The sequence below is a fragment of the Methylophilus sp. Leaf416 genome (genome assembly GCF_001424665.1).
In the GTDB taxonomy this organism is placed as follows: Bacteria; Pseudomonadota; Gammaproteobacteria; order Burkholderiales; family Methylophilaceae; genus Methylophilus.
Genome location: NZ_LMQS01000004.1, coordinates 320,710 through 337,531, shown reverse-complemented (window position 1 = coordinate 337,531; position 16,822 = coordinate 320,710). Strand labels below are relative to the sequence as shown.

General features: G+C 50.5%; 14 protein-coding genes. 13 read left to right on the top strand and 1 reads right to left on the bottom strand.

Features of this window, described 5'->3' with window-relative positions:
• Positions 1–93 precede the first annotated feature (93 nt).
• Positions 94–1,113 (top strand): sensor histidine kinase, encoded by a 1,020-nt coding sequence (locus tag ASG34_RS11305; protein WP_055830916.1) that lies wholly within the window; start codon positions 94–96, stop codon positions 1,111–1,113.
• Positions 1,106–1,861, top strand: a complete 756-nt coding sequence (locus tag ASG34_RS11300) for a LytR/AlgR family response regulator transcription factor (RefSeq protein ID WP_055830561.1) — start codon at positions 1,106–1,108, stop codon at positions 1,859–1,861. Before ASG34_RS11305 ends, ASG34_RS11300 begins: the two co-directional genes overlap by 8 nt.
• A gap of 37 nt (positions 1,862–1,898) precedes the next feature.
• Here the strand turns inward: ASG34_RS11300 and ASG34_RS11295 are convergent, their stop codons facing one another.
• Positions 1,899–2,576, bottom strand: coding sequence for a mechanosensitive ion channel family protein (locus ASG34_RS11295; protein ID WP_055830559.1), 678 nt, complete (start codon positions 2,574–2,576; stop codon positions 1,899–1,901).
• A gap of 257 nt (positions 2,577–2,833) precedes the next feature.
• Here ASG34_RS11295 and hemC point away from each other — a divergent pair, with 257 nt between their 5' ends.
• The 11 genes from hemC (at position 2,834) to ASG34_RS11240 (ending at position 16,733) form a co-directional block, all read left to right on the top strand.
• Positions 2,834–3,778 carry a hydroxymethylbilane synthase gene (gene hemC / locus ASG34_RS11290; protein WP_055830556.1) on the top strand — a complete coding sequence of 315 codons (945 nt, stop codon included), beginning with the start codon at positions 2,834–2,836 and terminating at the stop codon, positions 3,776–3,778.
• A complete protein-coding gene (locus ASG34_RS11285) occupies positions 3,775–4,536 on the top strand; it encodes a uroporphyrinogen-III synthase (protein ID WP_055830554.1) in 762 nt (253 codons plus the stop codon). The genes hemC and ASG34_RS11285 overlap by 4 nt, the downstream gene beginning before the upstream one ends.
• A gap of 65 nt (positions 4,537–4,601) precedes the next feature.
• Entirely contained in the window at positions 4,602–4,907 is a 306-nt protein-coding gene (locus ASG34_RS11280) for an ArsR/SmtB family transcription factor (RefSeq protein WP_055830552.1), read from the top strand.
• A 10-nt stretch (positions 4,908–4,917) separates the two neighbouring features.
• Positions 4,918–7,050 (top strand): bifunctional acyl-ACP--phospholipid O-acyltransferase/long-chain-fatty-acid--ACP ligase, encoded by a 2,133-nt coding sequence (gene aas / locus ASG34_RS11275; RefSeq protein ID WP_055830550.1) that lies wholly within the window; start codon positions 4,918–4,920, stop codon positions 7,048–7,050.
• Positions 7,047–8,264: an amidohydrolase family protein gene (locus ASG34_RS11270; protein WP_055830548.1), complete on the top strand. Its 1,218-nt coding sequence runs from the start codon at positions 7,047–7,049 to the stop codon at positions 8,262–8,264. Before aas ends, ASG34_RS11270 begins: the two co-directional genes overlap by 4 nt.
• Positions 8,265–8,274: 10 nt before the next feature.
• Complete coding sequence (locus ASG34_RS11265) at positions 8,275–9,603, top strand: MFS transporter (protein ID WP_055830546.1); 1,329 nt, start codon at positions 8,275–8,277, stop codon at positions 9,601–9,603.
• Positions 9,604–9,614: 11 nt separating this feature from the next.
• Complete coding sequence (locus ASG34_RS11260; RefSeq protein WP_055830543.1) at positions 9,615–11,234, top strand: hypothetical protein; 1,620 nt, start codon at positions 9,615–9,617, stop codon at positions 11,232–11,234.
• A gap of 71 nt (positions 11,235–11,305) precedes the next feature.
• Complete coding sequence (locus ASG34_RS11255; RefSeq protein WP_055830542.1) at positions 11,306–11,812, top strand: hypothetical protein; 507 nt, start codon at positions 11,306–11,308, stop codon at positions 11,810–11,812.
• A 145-nt stretch (positions 11,813–11,957) separates the two neighbouring features.
• Complete coding sequence (locus ASG34_RS11250) at positions 11,958–12,341, top strand: hypothetical protein (RefSeq protein ID WP_055830540.1); 384 nt, start codon at positions 11,958–11,960, stop codon at positions 12,339–12,341.
• Between the two features lie 102 nt (positions 12,342–12,443).
• Positions 12,444–14,432, top strand: coding sequence for an LTA synthase family protein (locus ASG34_RS11245; protein ID WP_055830538.1), 1,989 nt, complete (start codon positions 12,444–12,446; stop codon positions 14,430–14,432).
• Between the two features lie 9 nt (positions 14,433–14,441).
• Positions 14,442–16,733 (top strand): lipopolysaccharide kinase InaA family protein, encoded by a 2,292-nt coding sequence (locus ASG34_RS11240; protein ID WP_327037587.1) that lies wholly within the window; start codon positions 14,442–14,444, stop codon positions 16,731–16,733.
• Positions 16,734–16,822 lie beyond the last annotated feature (89 nt).

Genomic DNA, 16,822 nt, shown 5'->3' with positions numbered 1-16,822 from the left:
TGTTTGGAAAAACTGGCGCAGCTGGCAGTAAGCTTTACGGACAACTCGTTAGCGCTTTTGCTCGCTCCGAGTTTCATGAACGGACATCCCTTAGTGCGTAAAACTAACCGCATCCCGAATTTCCGTAATCTGGGCATACATTTACGCGTGCTGTTAATGCATGCCGGTTTGCTGGGATTATTAACGGTCTATGATGGCCAGCCGGGATGGAGCGTTGGGCTCTGGGCCAGTGACCTGGTGCAATTGGCGGGGCAATGGTTACCGCCGCTGCTATTGACCATGGGCGGCTTGACCCTGCTTTATCCGATCATCCTAAGGTTACCTTATATTGCCGGCTTGGCTGCTATAACAACATTAACGTTAGTGCTCACTTCTTTGTCAGCCTATGCATATCATGTGTGGATTTCGCCGCTAGCGACGACACAATACACACAAATCCTGCTGCTTTGTCTGGGGGATATCGCCTTAAGCCTGTATTACCTGGATTTATTGCAGCGCGCCTATTCCCCGGCCATTGCCGAAGCCCGCTTGCAGGCATTGCAGGCACGCATCCGCCCGCACTTTTTATTCAATAGCCTGAATGCAGTATTGTCGCTGATACGCAGCCAGCCGCAACGTGCCGAGACTGCACTGGAAGATATGGCGGAGCTGTTCCGCGTGCTCATGGCGGATAATCGCGCACTGGTGCCGTTGTCGCAGGAAATCACACTTTGCCAGCAGTATCTGAGTATTGAAAAGCTGCGCCTGGATGAACGTTTGCAGGTTGAATGGCATATTGCGGAAATACCTTCCACACTGATGATCCCGCCATTGATTCTGCAACCGCTACTGGAAAATGCGGTATACCACGGGATAGAAACGCTGTCTCAGGGCGGCACTATCGTGATCAATATCACTACCAGCGCCCAAAGCCTGCTGTTGCGTATCAGTAACCCGCTGTCGCCGCGCCCGGAAAAAACCGGTGGCAACAAAATGGCGCTCAAAAATATCCGTGAACGTTTGCGGTTGCATTACGACCTGGAAGCCCAGCTCAGGCAATATGAAGAGCACGGGCAATATGTGGTTGAGATCAGCATCCCGACCCGGCCTTTATCCGAGGTTTCGCATGGCTAGGCAGCAATTGCTGATTGTCGACGACGAGCCGCTGGCAAGACAGCGCTTGCGCGACCTGGTCGGCGATATTGGTGGTTATACGGTAGTTGGCGAAGCTGCGAATGGTTTAGAAGCGATGGCAGTATTACAAAACCAGCAGGTGGATATCGCTTTGGTGGATATCCGTATGCCGGTGATGGATGGCATTGAGCTGGCGCAACATATCCGTCAATTACCAAGACCGCCCAACCTGATTTTTACCACTGCTTACGATCATTATGCCTTGCAGGCGTTTGACCTGAATGCCATTGATTACCTGTTAAAACCCATACGGGCCGAGCGTTTATCCGCAGCTTTAACCAAAGCGCGCCCATTGAATTTAAAGCAGTCGCAAGGCCTGCAATCATTGCAGGAGACGCGGCAGCATTTGAGCATACATGAGCGTGGCAGGGTGTTGCTGATTGCGGTGGATGAAGTATTGTATTTCCGTGCTGAGTTGAAATATGTCACGGTACGGACACAGTCAAAAAGCTACTTGCTGGAAATGTCGCTAAACCAGCTGGAGCAGAATTACGCTGACCGATTTGTGCGTGTACACAGGAATGCGCTGGTAGCAAAGCACGCGATAACCGGGTATGAAAAACAACGTATACAGCAAAATGCAGAAACCGAAGAGCCTGGCGAATTGAGTTGGGTGGTGCTGATTAAAGGTATTCCAGAAACACTTGTGGTCAGCCGTAGACACCAGCATATGATCAGGGCCGTATAGAACGGCCCTGAATCGCTAGCTAAAATTTAAACCATATCTATTTAAGGTTTTTCTTCTGTTCTGCTTGTTCAATCACTTTTGCAGCCCAGTCTTTACCGCCCAGCCCAAACGCAATCGCCAGTGCCAGGAACACGGCACCAAATACGATCACAAACAGGGCGTGAATCAATTGCATGCCTATCCCTAATTGTTCCAGACCAATGAAAATCGCCAGAATCTGAATGCAATATTCAGCTGACGTACTGATGATCAGCGCTTGCTCGAATTTAATGCTGTGCAACCAAGCAAACACCAGGCGGTTGATAAAACGAGCAAACAAGGTACCGAAGATCACGACCAGGATAGCGACAATAATGTGTGGCAGGTAGCTGGCCAGTTCACGCAATAACATCGCCACTTCTGTCATGCCAAGTGAATTGGCGCAGGTAATCACAAACAGCAAAATGACCAACCAGTAAACTACCTGGCTGATGATGCCACTGAGCGTGACATTCAAATTGGCGCTACGCATAAATGATTCGAGGCCGGAACGTTTGGCAAAGGCGTCAAACTGGGTAATTTCCAGCAGACGTTTCACGCCTATACGCACCAGTTTAGCGACCAGCCAGCCGAAAAACAGGATGACAATGACTGCGAGCAATTTGGGGACAAAGTTGACTAGCTCAATCCAGAATTGATTGAGTGAAGAAAGAAAAATATCGATTTGATACTGCATGGCAGCCCTCCGTTTTTATCGTTAATACTTTAATTTTAGGAAAGACAAAATAAGTGAGCGGGAGTCAGGATGAGTACCGCGCAACGCAGCAATTTGCCTGCGTAACAACTTAATTTCGTGTTTCCTTAGCAAAGTTTCTGCTGTAAAGCTTCGTTAGCATAACTCAATCCGACCGGGCTGTGGCGTAAAAGGTTCTTGAAAAAGCAGCTGGTATTGAAGCTGCGCAGACGGCCAATCCCCTATGTTAAAATGGCGGAATGACTACCGTTAACCCTCCAAAATCCCTGGTGATTGCCTCGCGTGAAAGTGCATTGGCGATGTGGCAAGCCAGACATATCCAGGCCCGCTTACAAGCGCTTTACCCGCAGTGTGACGTCAGCATTTTAGGCATGACCACGACCGGCGACCAGATTCTGGATTCACCTTTATCTCGCATAGGCGGCAAAGGCTTGTTTGTAAAAGAGCTGGAAAATGCACTGGCGGATGGTAGTGCTGATCTCGCCGTGCACAGCATGAAAGACGTACCCATGCATTTACCGGAAGGTTTTGCATTAGCAGCTACCGGTGAGCGTGAAGATCCGCGAGATGCATTTGTCTCCAATACCTATGCCAGCCTGGAAGAGTTGCCGGATGGCAGCATCGTCGGCACTTCCAGCTTGCGCCGACAAAGCCAGATTCAGGCGCGTTTCCCTCGCCTGAAAATAGAATCCTTGCGCGGCAATGTACAAACGCGTTTGCGTAAGCTGGATGAAAACCAGTATGCCGCCATTATTCTGGCAGCTGCCGGTTTGATCCGCCTGGGCCTGGGTGAGCGTATTAAAGGCTTTATTGATCCGGCACACAGTATCCCGGCGGTAGGCCAGGGCGCTTTAGGCATTGAAATCAACGCCAGCCGCACCGATTTGATCGAGATTCTGGCGCCGCTCAACCATGTTGATACCCAACTATGCGTAGAGGCCGAGCGTGGATTTAGTCGTGCGTTGGCCGGCAGCTGTACAGTACCGCTGGGGGCTTATGCGACTAAACAGGGCGATACGATTTCTATGCAAGGGTTTGTCGCCAGCGTTGATGGTCAGCAGATGCTCAAAGAATCCGTTACTGGTGATGCCGTGTTGGCAGAGAAGCTAGGCCAGCAATTGGCGCAACAGCTGGTCGCCCGTGGGGCGGATAAGATCCTGGCAGCGCTGGACGGCGTAAAATGACGCAGCCGCTGGCAGGTGTGCATATTGCAGTCACCCGCCCGCCGGAACAGGCGACCAAACTGAATGCGGCGATTGCACAGGCAGGTGGTTCGGTGATCTCATTCCCGTTGCTGGATATCGCCAGCCTGCCTGATCTCTCAGCATTCCATGCTGCCATCACACCGCTGGACCAGTTTGACTGGGCCATTTTTATCAGTAGCAATGCTGTGCAATATGGCATGCCGTTGTTGCAACAAGCTTCACTGCCTGCCAGATTGAAGTTCGCTGCGATTGGGCCAACCACAGCTAGCGCTTTAGGGTCTTTTGGGGTGGCTGAAGTATTAAAGCCGTCTGACCGTTTCGATAGCGAATCGCTGCTGGCATTGCCGGAATTGCAACAGATGCAGGGTCAGCGTGTGTTGATAGTCCGTGGTGTCGGTGGGCGTGAAGTATTGGCCGATACCTTGAAACAACGCGGTGCCGATGTGGTGTTCGGAGAATGTTACAGGCGTGTCAACCCGCAGAAAAATGCGGATGTATTGGCGCAGGCTTATGCCGGCAACCAGTTACAGGCCATTATTATTACCAGCTCGGAAGCGTTACGTTTTTTGCTTGATGTGGCTGGCGAATCAGACTGGCTTAAGGCTGTGCCGCTGTTTGTGAATCATGACCGCATTGCTGAACAAGCGCAGTCACATGGCCTAAAAGTGATCAGTGCCGGGCAACCCGGCGATGAAGCCATGCTGCAATTACTGACCAAGCATTTTCATTCTCAATAGTAAATTTATTTCGAAAGCATTAAAAAATGCTTGACATAAATAACTATATAACTAATTATTTAGTTATGAAGTTAATCACACATATCCCGGAAGCCTGGTCGGATATTTCGGACCTGTTTGTTGCATTAGGTGATGCACACCGGCAACGAATTTTGCTATCGTTTGACAAGAACGAGCGCCTGACCATTTTACAAATTGCCGAGAATTCAAAACTCAGTCGCACCGCCGTCACACATCACCTGAAGGTGCTTGAACGCGGCGGCGCCTTGCAAAGCGAGAAAATTGGCCGCGAAGTGTATTTCTGGGTCAAAAAAGACTGGATGCAGCAGGCGCTGCAAAACGTGATGACTTATCTAAAAGAAGAGATATAAGGGGAATTGGATGCTTGCCAGCATTTTGAGAGTGTTATGCCGTTTGGTATTTAGAGTACGTGTATTAGGCCTTGAAAATATTCCGGCGGAAGACCGCTTACTGATTATCGCCAATCATGAATCTTTACTGGATGGCATGCTGATTGGCCTGTTTTTACCCAAGCGCGCGACGTTTGTTGTACACAGTGACGTGTTAAAGAATCCGTTTTTCAGAGGGATCTTGAGTCTGACGCCCCATGTGGCAGTCAACCCGACCAGCCCGTTAGCCATGAAAAAAGTAATCCAGCGTTTAAATGCAGGTGAAAACGTCGTGATCTTTCCGGAAGGGCGTATTACCTCAACCGGTGCCCTGATGAAAGTCTATGATGGCCCCGGTTTTGTGGCCGCAAAAACCGCCGTCAAAGTATTGCCGGTGCGGGTGGAAGGCGCTGCGCAATCTTATTTTGGTCGGTTGTCTGCCGCACATCCGCGTAAATTATTTCCTAAAGTAACGCTGACGGTATTGCCAACCACTGAAATAAATACTGATTCCGGGGGTGAGGCACCGCTTACCAGCAAGCAACGCCGCCGCATTGCCGGCGTAGTCATGCGCAAGATCATGCAGAACCTGCTGTACCAGACCAAGCAAAGCACCACTTTATTTGAGACTTTACTGGAAACTATCGCCAAATCCGGCAGCGGTATGAAGGTGATCGAAGACTTGAATCTGGTGGAAGAAACTTACCAGGATCTCCTTAAGAAAAGCCTGGCCTTGGGCCGGTTGGCCTGCAAAGTAAGCCAGCCGAATGAAGCCGTTGGCGTGCTGATGCCGAATGTGACGAATACCGCTGCGCTAATTTTGGGCATGACTGCGTTCAAGCGTATCCCTGCCATGCTCAATTACACGGCTGGTACTGCCGGCCTGCAAAATGCCTGTATTGCTGCCAAAGTCCGTACCGTGATGACCTCGCGCAAGTTTCTGGAAACCGCCAAACTGCAAGAGGTGGTCGCGCAGTTAAAAGACATCAAGATTGTCTACCTTGAAGATTTGCGCGCGCAGTTTAGCTTATGGGACAAAGCCTGGTTAATGGGCTATGCGCTGCATTTTCCACGTGCTGTGATGGTGCCTGCACAAACGGGAGATACGGCCGTTATCCTGTTTACCTCGGGTTCTGAAGGCAAACCCAAGGGTGTGGTGCACAGCCACAAAAGTATCCTGGCCAATATTCACCAGATCATGGCCATGCTGGATTTTAACGCCAGCGACAAATTCATGATGTCACTGCCGATGTTTCACGCGTTTGGCTTTACCGGCACCTTGCTGCCCTTGCTCAACGGTATCCGCATCATGCTGTTTCCGTCACCGCTGCAATACAAGGTGATTCCGGAAGTGATTTATGAGAAAAACTGCACGGTGTTTTTCTCCACCAATACCTTCCTCGCCAACTATGCACGCTTCGCTCACCCATATGATTTTTATAAATTAAGGATTGTGGTGGCGGGTGCTGAAAAACTGAATGAAGAAGTGCGCAAGGTGTATAGCGAGAAATTTGGCATCCGTGTTTTAGAAGGGTATGGCACGACCGAATGCGCGCCGGTGGTATCAGCCAACACGCCGATGGCGAACAAATACGGTACGGTAGGCCAGTTTTGCCCTGGTATGGAATACAGGCTTGAGCCTGTGCCGGGCATTGAAAATGGCGGCCAGTTGCATGTCAAAGGCGAAAATATCATGCAGGGCTACTACCTGTATGACGAGCCTGGCAAACTTATTCCACCGGCCAATGGCTGGTATGACACCGGTGACGTGGTAGAAGTCGACCAGGAAGGATTTATCCATATCAAAGGTCGCGTCAAACGCTTTGCCAAAATAGCGGGTGAGATGGTCTCCCTGGAAATGGTCGAGAAAATCGCCAATACGGCAGCGCCGGAGCAGCAACATGCGGCGACAACGCAATCCAACGCCAACCGGGGTGAGAATATCGTGCTGTTCACCACCGATGCGGCACTCAAACGGGAAGACTTACAAGTGGTCGCCAAAAATCTGGGTGCACCGGAAATCGCCATTGCCAGGAAAATTATCAAGGTAGATGCGATTCCGCTGCTGGGCACCGGCAAGACGGATTATGTGACCTTGAAACAAATGGCTGAAGAGCAGCAATGAACCGGCGACAGTTCTTGCTGGCAGCGGGAGGCCTGGCCTTCGCTGGCATCGGTCACGCCGCCTGGCGCTATTGGCCTGATGCCGGATTAAGTAACCCTTGTCTGGCAGGCATGCCAGACAGTATGCTGCAACACCCGACCTATCAAAAAATCTGGCAGGGCATCAGGCCAGACCAGGTGTGGGACATGCATGTGCACCTGGTAGGCGTGGGCGATGCCAGCAATGAAACCTGGTTTAATCCGGATATGGATAGCTGGATGCATCCATCGTTAAAGCTGCAAAAAGCGTTTTATATGAATGGCACCTGTGCTGACCCGGCGCGTATCGATGAATCCACAGTCGAGAAAATGACGCAATTGGTGACTGCGATGCCCGTGGGCGTCAAACTCATGCTGTATGCCTTTGACTGGTACCGCGACCACGCGGGGCAGATTCTGGAAGCTTCTTCCATTTTCCATGTTTCCAATACCTATGCAGCAAACATTGCCAGCCAGTTGCCGGACCGGTTTGAGTGGGTAGCGAGTATTCATCCCTACCGCCCCGATGCGCTGGATGAACTGGATAAAGTCTATGAGAATGGCGCCCGTGCCATCAAATGGCTGCCTTCAGGCATGGGCATAGACCCTGCCTCAAAAAAGTGTGCGGCTTTTTATAAAAAGCTGGCTAGCCTGAACTTGCCTATCATCAGTCATACCGGCAAGGAAAGCGCGGTTGCCGGTGGTGACCAAACCTATGGTAACCCGCTACGCATGCGGCAGGCGCTGGACCAGGGTGTAAAAGTGGTACTTGCGCATTGCGCCAGCGATGGGAGCGATGAAGACCTTGATCATGGCGACCGCGTCGTGAAAAGCTTCGATTTATTCACCCGCATGATGGATACGCCAGATTATCAATCACTCGTGTTTGGCGATATTTCTGCGACTACCCTGATTAATCATGCCTGGGTGTTGCCCACGCTGATTGCCCGCCAGGATTGGCACCCTAGACTGGTGAATGGCTCGGATTACCCGTTGCCCGGCATTATGCCACTGACCAATATCAATACCTTGATTGCGGACGGCTGGCTGGCCGATGAACACAAACCCTTTTTATTGGGTTTGAAACAAACAAATCCTCTTCTGTACGACTTTGCCCTCAAGCGTTTGCTTACTATTGAGGGGCAAGCGTTTTCACCTCACGTTTTCGAAACCAGGTCATTATTTGAGCGACTTTGAAGAATCCATCATGAATAACCAATTCAGCTTACTTACGCAAAACCGTTTCCGCCCATTTTTCTGGACCCAGGGATTAGGCGCATTTAACGATAATGTATTCAAAACCGCATTGATTACGCAGGTAGCATTCAACACCGCCAGCCTGACCACGCTGGATGGCAGTACCCTGGTTACTTTGCTGCCCGGCCTGTTTATCCTGCCGTTTTTCCTGTTTTCGGCCTCTGCCGGTCAACTGGCGGATAAATATGAGAAGTCGCAGATTATCCGCCTGGTCAAACTGCTTGAGATTGCCATCATGCTGTTCGCCAGCATCGGCTTTATGATCCATAGCCTGGCCATGCTGGCGCTGGCCTTGTTTCTGATGGGTGTGCATTCCACCATGTTTGGCCCGGTGAAATATTCATACTTGCCTCAACACCTGAAAGCGCATGAATTGACCGCAGGTAATGGCCTGGTGGAAATGGGCAGCTTCGTCGCGATTCTGTTAGGGCAAGTATTAGGTGCCTGGCTAGGCAGCCTGTCGCAACATGAGTTCTTCACCAGCATGAGTATTTTGCTGATCGCTATCTCCGGCTACCACATCAGCCGCAGTATTCCGCTGTCACCAGCGCCAGTGCCCGAGATGAAAATCAACTGGAATCCCATCAGCGAAACAATCAATAACGTGCGACTCTTCTGGGCGCAACAAATCTTGTGGGTGGGTATCGTCGCCATCTCCTGGTTCTGGTTTTTTGGCGCAACTTTACTGGCCCAGTTTCCCAACCTGGCAAAAGATGGTTTGCATGGCAGCGAACGCGATTTTATTGCCTTGTTATCCATCTTTTCGGTAGGCGTGGGCATAGGGTCGATCTGGTGCGAAAAACTCTCCAAAGGCAAGCAGGAGCTTGGACTGGTGATGTTAGGTGCCGCTGGCATGTCGCTGTTCGCCTGGGATTTCGCCTCTACTGCAGGCAGCATCCAGCAACAGTTTTTGGCTAATCCAGGCTGGTCGCTGCAAGCCATCAGCCAGCTGGACTACTGGCGCATGCTGCTAGATGTGGCTTTGCTCGGCGTGAGTGGTGGTCTTTATATTGTGCCTCTTTACGTCCTGCTGCAATCACGGGTTGAGGCGCGCTATCAATCGCGGGTGATTGCCGCCAACAATATTATGAATGCCTTGTTTATGGTGCTTTCAGCTGGTTTTTCGCTATTGTTATTTGGCCAGGGCTTAAGTATTCCACAATTGTTTTCAGTGACTGCCGGTTTGAATCTGCTGGTAGCGGGTTATTTATGCCTGCGCCAGCCGGAATACTGGTTCAGTAGCGTGGCGTATATTAAACGCTGGTTTGCGTCAGAGTAAGGGCAACTCGCATGGGGAAATGGGGTTGGTGGGTACTGGGTTGCTCCCAGGTGTTAGTGGCGGCGCAGGCAGGTGAGGCTTTGAAACATCCCTTAGGGCAGTATGACAGCGAGCAGTTTATAACCCTGAGTATGCCGTGCGCGCATTGCCAGAGTTTGCCGCAGGCACAATGGTATTTCAAAAATGTAATTGTGGCAGTGCCGGCAGCCGGTCAATCATTGACCAGCTTTTCACTGGATAAACGCGGTGCTGATGATGTAGCTTCTCTGGATTTGCATGCATTGCCAGATGTCGTGTGGACCGGCTCGACCCACCATTGGACACATACGCGTTTATCAGGCGATGGAAAGCGTTTGCAGTTAGGTGATGGCAAAGAAATGCCGTTTGGAATCGTGCCAAAAATCCCGACCAATCTGTCTTACTGGAATCAGGACACACAGGCCTTTTACGCGCAACGAGCCCTGAGCATTCGTGGCGAGCAAGTTGGGCAGGCTATCGTGGCGCGCACTCTCTGGCCGGAAGATTTTCGTCTTAACCTGCAAGCCCAGGCTCAGCCCTTGCAACGAGGTGAATCCCTCAAACAGCTGGTGCAATATGAGCAGGGTGGCGCGCATAGCCCGCATGAAAGCCGGTTATTGTGGCAAAAAGCGCCAGGCGTTGCGCAGTCATTCACAGGTAAAGCGGTATTAGGCGTGTTATTAAATGGTGCGCAAGGCGACGACGATGAAGCGCACGGCGGTCACTTCGCGCTTACAACCGGCATCATTTCTGCCGATGGCAGTTACCATCACTGGCTGGTGAACAACTATTACAACCTGGCCACCAATAGTGAAAAAGGCATTATTGCCGGGGTGACCCCGTTTGATAAATACATGGCGGACCTCAACAGCGGGCAGGCGTTTTACCGCCCGTCATACATGCTGGTGGCCGTGTTCTCGCAGCCAACTGTGCCGGCCACTATTCAAGCGGCAAGCAACCGCACCTACCAGCATTTTTACCGCAATGATTTTGTGTATGACCATGCCTTGAATAACTGCGCAGGTATCAGTGTTGATGTGTTGCACAACCTGGGCTGGAAAGTACCGGAAATCGGTGGCGAAAGCTTACTTAAAGCCAGTGCTGCTTATTGGTACATGGCTGCGACTGAACGCAGCCTGACCAAAGGCCGTGCCATCTACGATTACCTGAATACGGAAATGACCCGCTTGTTCCCTGCGGTGGCGTTTGATGCCATAGGCAACGACCTGCTCAATATTTCCCATACCGGCAGCACACAAACCCTGGCTTCACCTGAAATGCAAGCAATCGCAAGCCAGATCGAAGCGATTTATTTTGTACGCATCCCGCAGATTCCTTCCAGCCGGGTTACAGGCCTGGCGCCGGTATATAGCTTCGAGCAATATTTGAAACAGGCACCTGCCGATAGAAGCCAGTGGAAAATCATCCCGGTCACGCCTAATCCGTTGCCGGATAAATTAAAAAATGGCCTGGCGCTGAAACCGCAAGCCCCGGCCCTGATTCCGCTACCGGCTATATTGTTTTTGCTTAGTGTGATTGGGCTGCTGTGGTTTTTGTTTTTATTGCTAAAACGAAGCTTGCACAAGCTGTTCATAAACCGGACAAAAAGCTAAGGTATGATCAACATTCTAGATCACTTACGTTTTGCTGGCAGGTTAAAAACTGATGAAAGCAGATGCTATTTATGAAAAAGAATTCTCTGATTTTGGTTGCGCTGTTAACCAATCTTTTGATATGCGATGCCAATGCACAGGAAACAGATCCTCTAGAGACAGAATCACGAAATGTGGCATCGGCATTTATGGGTGCGGCCAATTTTGTTGTTGGCAGGATAGGGGTTGAATGCCTGTCTATGTTGGGCCGGCTTGAAACCCCAAGAGAGTACGTGAATATCTGGCAGGAGCGCAATGCCAAATATTACGACGCCTCGACAAAATACGTTGCGAAAAAAATGGAAGCTGCGGATGCTTCAGGCGGCGTTGTCGCAAGGGACGCGGTGCTTAAAGAATACTCGTCCATTGTGCGTAAAGAAGGCGAGGCGACCATTGCTGCCTGGGTAGGTAAAAGCGGCAAACGGGAAAACTGCCAGCGTGCTGTGTCACTCATCGACAGAGGAATACTGGATGTGAACCCTGAAATTCCGATTTATGAAGATCTGCAGGCATTGGCAGTGTGGTCCAAGATTAATTAAGAGACCATACATTCGTTTCCCGCCCCAAATCCTGAATATTTCAGGCTATAAATAGCTAAAAAAACTGTTTGGACGCAACTTATTGCTTCGTTAATTATCTGTTAAATGTCGTCCTATAATTTTTTACATAATAAAAAGGCCTCTTATGTCAGTGTCAATTAATCGAAAACTTGTCTTAACTGCCCTGATTTGCTTGTTGTTATACCAGGTTGGTACCTGGATTACCGTAGTCGCCGGTGCGGTGTGGGGTGCGGGTGCAGCATTGGTCGTTGCGGTCGTTTCTTATGTCTCCGCAAGACTAGCCAAGCGTGGTGCCACCAGCACTATCTGGTTTTTGGTGCCGACTTTGTTATTTACCGTGATTCCACTACTAGCTAAATTATGGAGTGCATTTACCAGCCAGACCGGTATTGTGGATATGCTGGTGGATTTAATCCCTCTGTTGGTAGGCTTTGTGATTCCGGTGGTGTTGCTATCGGCTGTCTATCTTGACCTGAGGAAAAACAAGTCACTGCAAGATAGCGTTTAGCTTGACAGCCAGGAGGCTGGCAAGGTATCTGGCACTTTGCAATAACATTGCGCAATAACCCGTTATAATTACACGCTTAAATCAATTCTGATTAAGCACAACATGCGAACAAGTTATTTCGGTAAGCGCCGTTCACAATCAAAATTATGGGCGTTTGGTCATTGGTTTGGGCCATACGCGCCGCTAATTGTAATGTTTGTGGCCGGCCTGGTTTTTCTTTCCCTGACCCGCTTAGGGCTGGTAGGCTGGAAATGGGAGCGTGTGCTGGCGACTGGCGAGCTTTGCCAGATATTGCTACAAGGTGTGCGCGTTGATTTGATTCAGCTTGGCTTGCTTGCCATTATTCCGGTATTGCTTTCGCCCATCCTCGCCACCCGCAAATTGTTCCATGTCTGGCGTACGTTTACCTTCTGGTGGGTGCTGCTTTCACTGGTATTGCTGGTGTTTCTGGAAGCCGCCACGCCAGGATTTATTCTCGAATACGATATCCGCCCAAACCGGATTTTTGTGGAATACCTCAAGTATCCGCATGAAGTATTTGGCATGTTGTGGCAAGGCTTCAAGGTTGAATTATTTTTTGGCCTGATGATGACGTTGATCGCGTTAGTGCTGGTTGCCAAGTTATTCAAACCCTGGCGTGAAGCTGAATCCACCTGGTCAAATGTCCAGGTATGGCTGATATTCCCTTTCATATTAGTGCTGACCGCTTTCGCAGTACGCTCGACCTTGACCCATAGACCGGCTAACCCCGCCCTGTTTGCGATTACGCAGGACAGCATGGTCAACAGCCTGATTTTGAATTCTACCTATTCGGTTTTTTACGCTGCTTACAGCCTGCAGCATGAAGCTAAATCGAGCGAAATGTATGGCAAATTGCCGCGTGAAAAAATATTTGCGATCACCGGTGCAAAAGAAGGCGATATCCCCACTTTAACCACGCTGGTGCCCTCAGTTAAACGCGATAAGCCATTAAACCTGGTAATTCTGTTGCAAGAAAGCCTGGGCGCAGGTTTTGTTGAATCGCTGGGCGGAAAACAAGTCACGCCTAACCTGGAACAACTTAAATCCGAAGGTATCTGGTTTACGCATTTGTATGCCACGGGTACGCGTTCTGTACGTGGCATTGAAGCGGTGGTCACCGGCTTTCAGCCTACACCGGCAGACAGTACAGTCAAACTGGGCTTAAGCCAGGGCAACTTCTTTACACTGGCTTCCTTATTAGGCAAACAGGGCTACCACACCGAGTTTATTTACGGCGGCGAGTCGCACTTTGACAATATGCGCAGCTTCTTCATGGGCAACGGTTTCCAGCAGATTACCGACCAGCCGGATTTCAAGAATCCGGCATTTGTGGCCAGCTGGGGTGCTTCCGATGAAGATTTACTCAATAAAACCCATGAGCAATTGCTTGCGCACCATGCCAGCGGAAAACCATTTTTCACCTTGGCATTCAGCTCATCCAACCATGCGCCGTTTGAATTCCCCGATGGCCGTATCGAGCTTTTTGAGCAACCGAAAGCGACTGATAATAATGCGGTGAAATACGCAGATTATGCGATAGGCGAATTTTTCAAGAAAGCCAAGGCCAGCCCATACTGGAATGATACGGTGTTCCTGATTGTGGCTGATCACGATATCCGCGTGCGCGGTGATTCGCTGGTGCCGATCGAGCATTTTCATATCCCGGCGTTGATTTTAGGCGGTGCGGTACAGCCCAAAACGGTGGAAGCCATCGCCAGCCAGATCGATTTGCCGGTGACTGTGTTGTCATTAATGGGCATCGCCGCGCAGCACCCGATGACCGGTCATGATTTATCCAATATCAATGCCGATTACCGCGGCCGCGCCATGATGCAATACAACTATAACTATGGCTGGATGCAGCAAACGGGAGCCAGCATAGCGCAGAATGAAGTGGTGGTGTTACGTGAGGACAAGGCGCCGGCTTACGGGCATTACGAGCCTAACAGCAAAAAGCTGCAGAACACCGCTGTACCCGCCGATGCGCCGGCTTTATCCGAGCGGGCTCTGGCCAATGCCTTGTTGCCGGCCTTGTTGTATAAAGAGCAGCGTTATCGCTTGCCAGAGTAAGAGGTTGGTTTGAAACGTTCCCCTTTGCCGTCAATGCTAACCAGCCAGGTGCTGCTGGATGGGCTGTCTTATATTTTTAAAGGCGGGTTGTGGCTCAAAAACAGCCACCTGCCGCAGAAGAATCATGCGGTGCCTGCGCATTTTGTCGGTATCTGCGTGGCGACGAATACGCAACCTGAAACCGATGACTATGTGCTGGCGCAACTGGCAGCGTTGGGCTTGGGTCGCGTACGGTTGGATATTGGCGATGATGATATGTATGTGCACCAGATCCGGCTATTGCAGCGACTGCTGGATGCCAGCCTGATTGTGGATGTGCATTTAGTGCAGCCGTTCGCCATTGCCAAACATATGCTGGATGGACAAGTGCAGGCCAGATGGCAGCAGTTTGTCGAACAATTCTTGCAGCAATATGCCAGCCAGATTGCCAGTTTGGAAATCGGCAATACCATTAACCGCAAGCGCTGGTCCGGTTATCACTGGCCTGGCTTTATGCATGCCTGGCAGATTGCGCATCGACTGGCCCGCCAATATGGTGTGAAAGTGGTCGGTCCGAATATCCAGGATTTTGAGCCGTTGTATAACATTAGCGCTTTCAAAAAGCTGCAGGCGGAGCATTTGCTGCCGGATATCCACAGCAACAACCTGTTTGTTGAACGTGTGATTGAGCCCGAGCAGCCTGATCACCGCATTTTCCAGTTCCGCTGGACGCGTTATTTCAAGTTTAACCTGATTAAAAAAGCCCGCCTGCTACAAAAAATCGGCGCGGATTACGGGGTAGAAACACTGATTTCGCCGGTGGCTTTCTGGGCGATTTACCGCATCCAGCGGCATTTGCCCGATGGCGGACAAAAGCAGGCTGATTACGTCACGCGCTACTTCACGTTGCTGGCTGCTTCCGGCGCCTTGCAACAGGCGAATTGGGGAGCGATGATTTGCCACCGTGAAGGTGTGATCAACGACGGCCTGGATGATGCGCGGTATCCAGCACTGGAGCGCGTAGCCTATTATCAGTCAGCCGATGGCAACCTGCATGAATACCAGCGCAATCCGAGTTTTTCTGCACTGCGTACCGTGGCGCGCTGGCTGAATGGTGCCGAATATGTAGGGCCGCTAGCCACCGGCAATGGCCTGGAAATTCATCAGTTACGCAAACATCAAAAACAGTTTCATATCGCATGGACGGTCAATGGCCACTGTGCGGTTTTAAATCAGGTGTATGCGGAATCCAGCTTGCGCCAGGTTGAGTGTATCAATCGCAATGGCCAGGCCATTGCACAACCTGCGCTGATTACCGAAATGCCTGTATACCTTATGTGGGATGCAGCTGAAACGGTTGAGTTGCATACAACTCATCCCAAGCTGTCGCAAACAATTATTCACGCTCACATTCAAGGCATGCAATATTTCCCGGTGCAGGAAGGCGACTGGCGCGGCATGATCCTGGCGGAGAGCAAAGAGCAGGCAGCGCAATTATGGTATGCCTGGCATCCAGGCACGCTGAAAGCGCCCGCCAAAGAGCAGGCGTTACGCCATGCCAGGAATGCGATCTGGCCGATTGCCGACCCAAGGTTGAGCCATAAGGAATTAACCAGTCAGAGATCAGGCAAAGTGGCTGAAAGAAAAGTCACTGTCAAACAGCCAATCCGCATGCACTGGCACAAGACCTTGCTTGATCGGCTCAAGCCAAGCAAAGCCAAACGTAGCTGGAATGGCGCCATGGAATTATTGCGTCGCGGTGTAGGCACAGCCATGCCACTGGCTTATTTCGAGCGTGCAGATGACACTTCACTCAAGCAGAATTTCTTTATTTGTGAGTTCGTGACGCACGATTTCACTATCGCCCAGGCGTTTATTGCTTTCAGTCAAGGCGCAGAACAGTTTAATGAGGTGCCGGCGCTTAGCTTGTACCAGTCGTTTGCGCGATTCTGCTTGCATATGCACGCTTCAGGTATTTATTTTAGGGATTTTTCCGGCGGTAACATCCTGGTCAGCAAACAAGATGATGGCCTGACGTTTTCATTGATTGATACTGCCCGCTTGCATGCTCACCCAACTGCGACGACGTATAGTGAACGAATTGCCGATCTCACCCGTGCGGTACAAAAACTGCACTGGGATGGCCGCAAACAATTTTTGGCGCTCTACCTGGGCATGTCCGGACACAGCTTGAATATAGGCACTTTGCTGCCATTCTATCTCTATGATTTTAAAGTACATTTGAAACGCACCATAGGCCGCAAAGGCATGCGCAAGTTATTGAGCAAGCTCAAAAACTTGCGTGCCGGAAAGCGTGCTTAGCGTAGTCTCATGAAAATCATGATGGCATGTTGCGCAGTTTAAGCACGACAAGCTTAGGTGCCAGTTTTAATATGGACACACGTAATAGC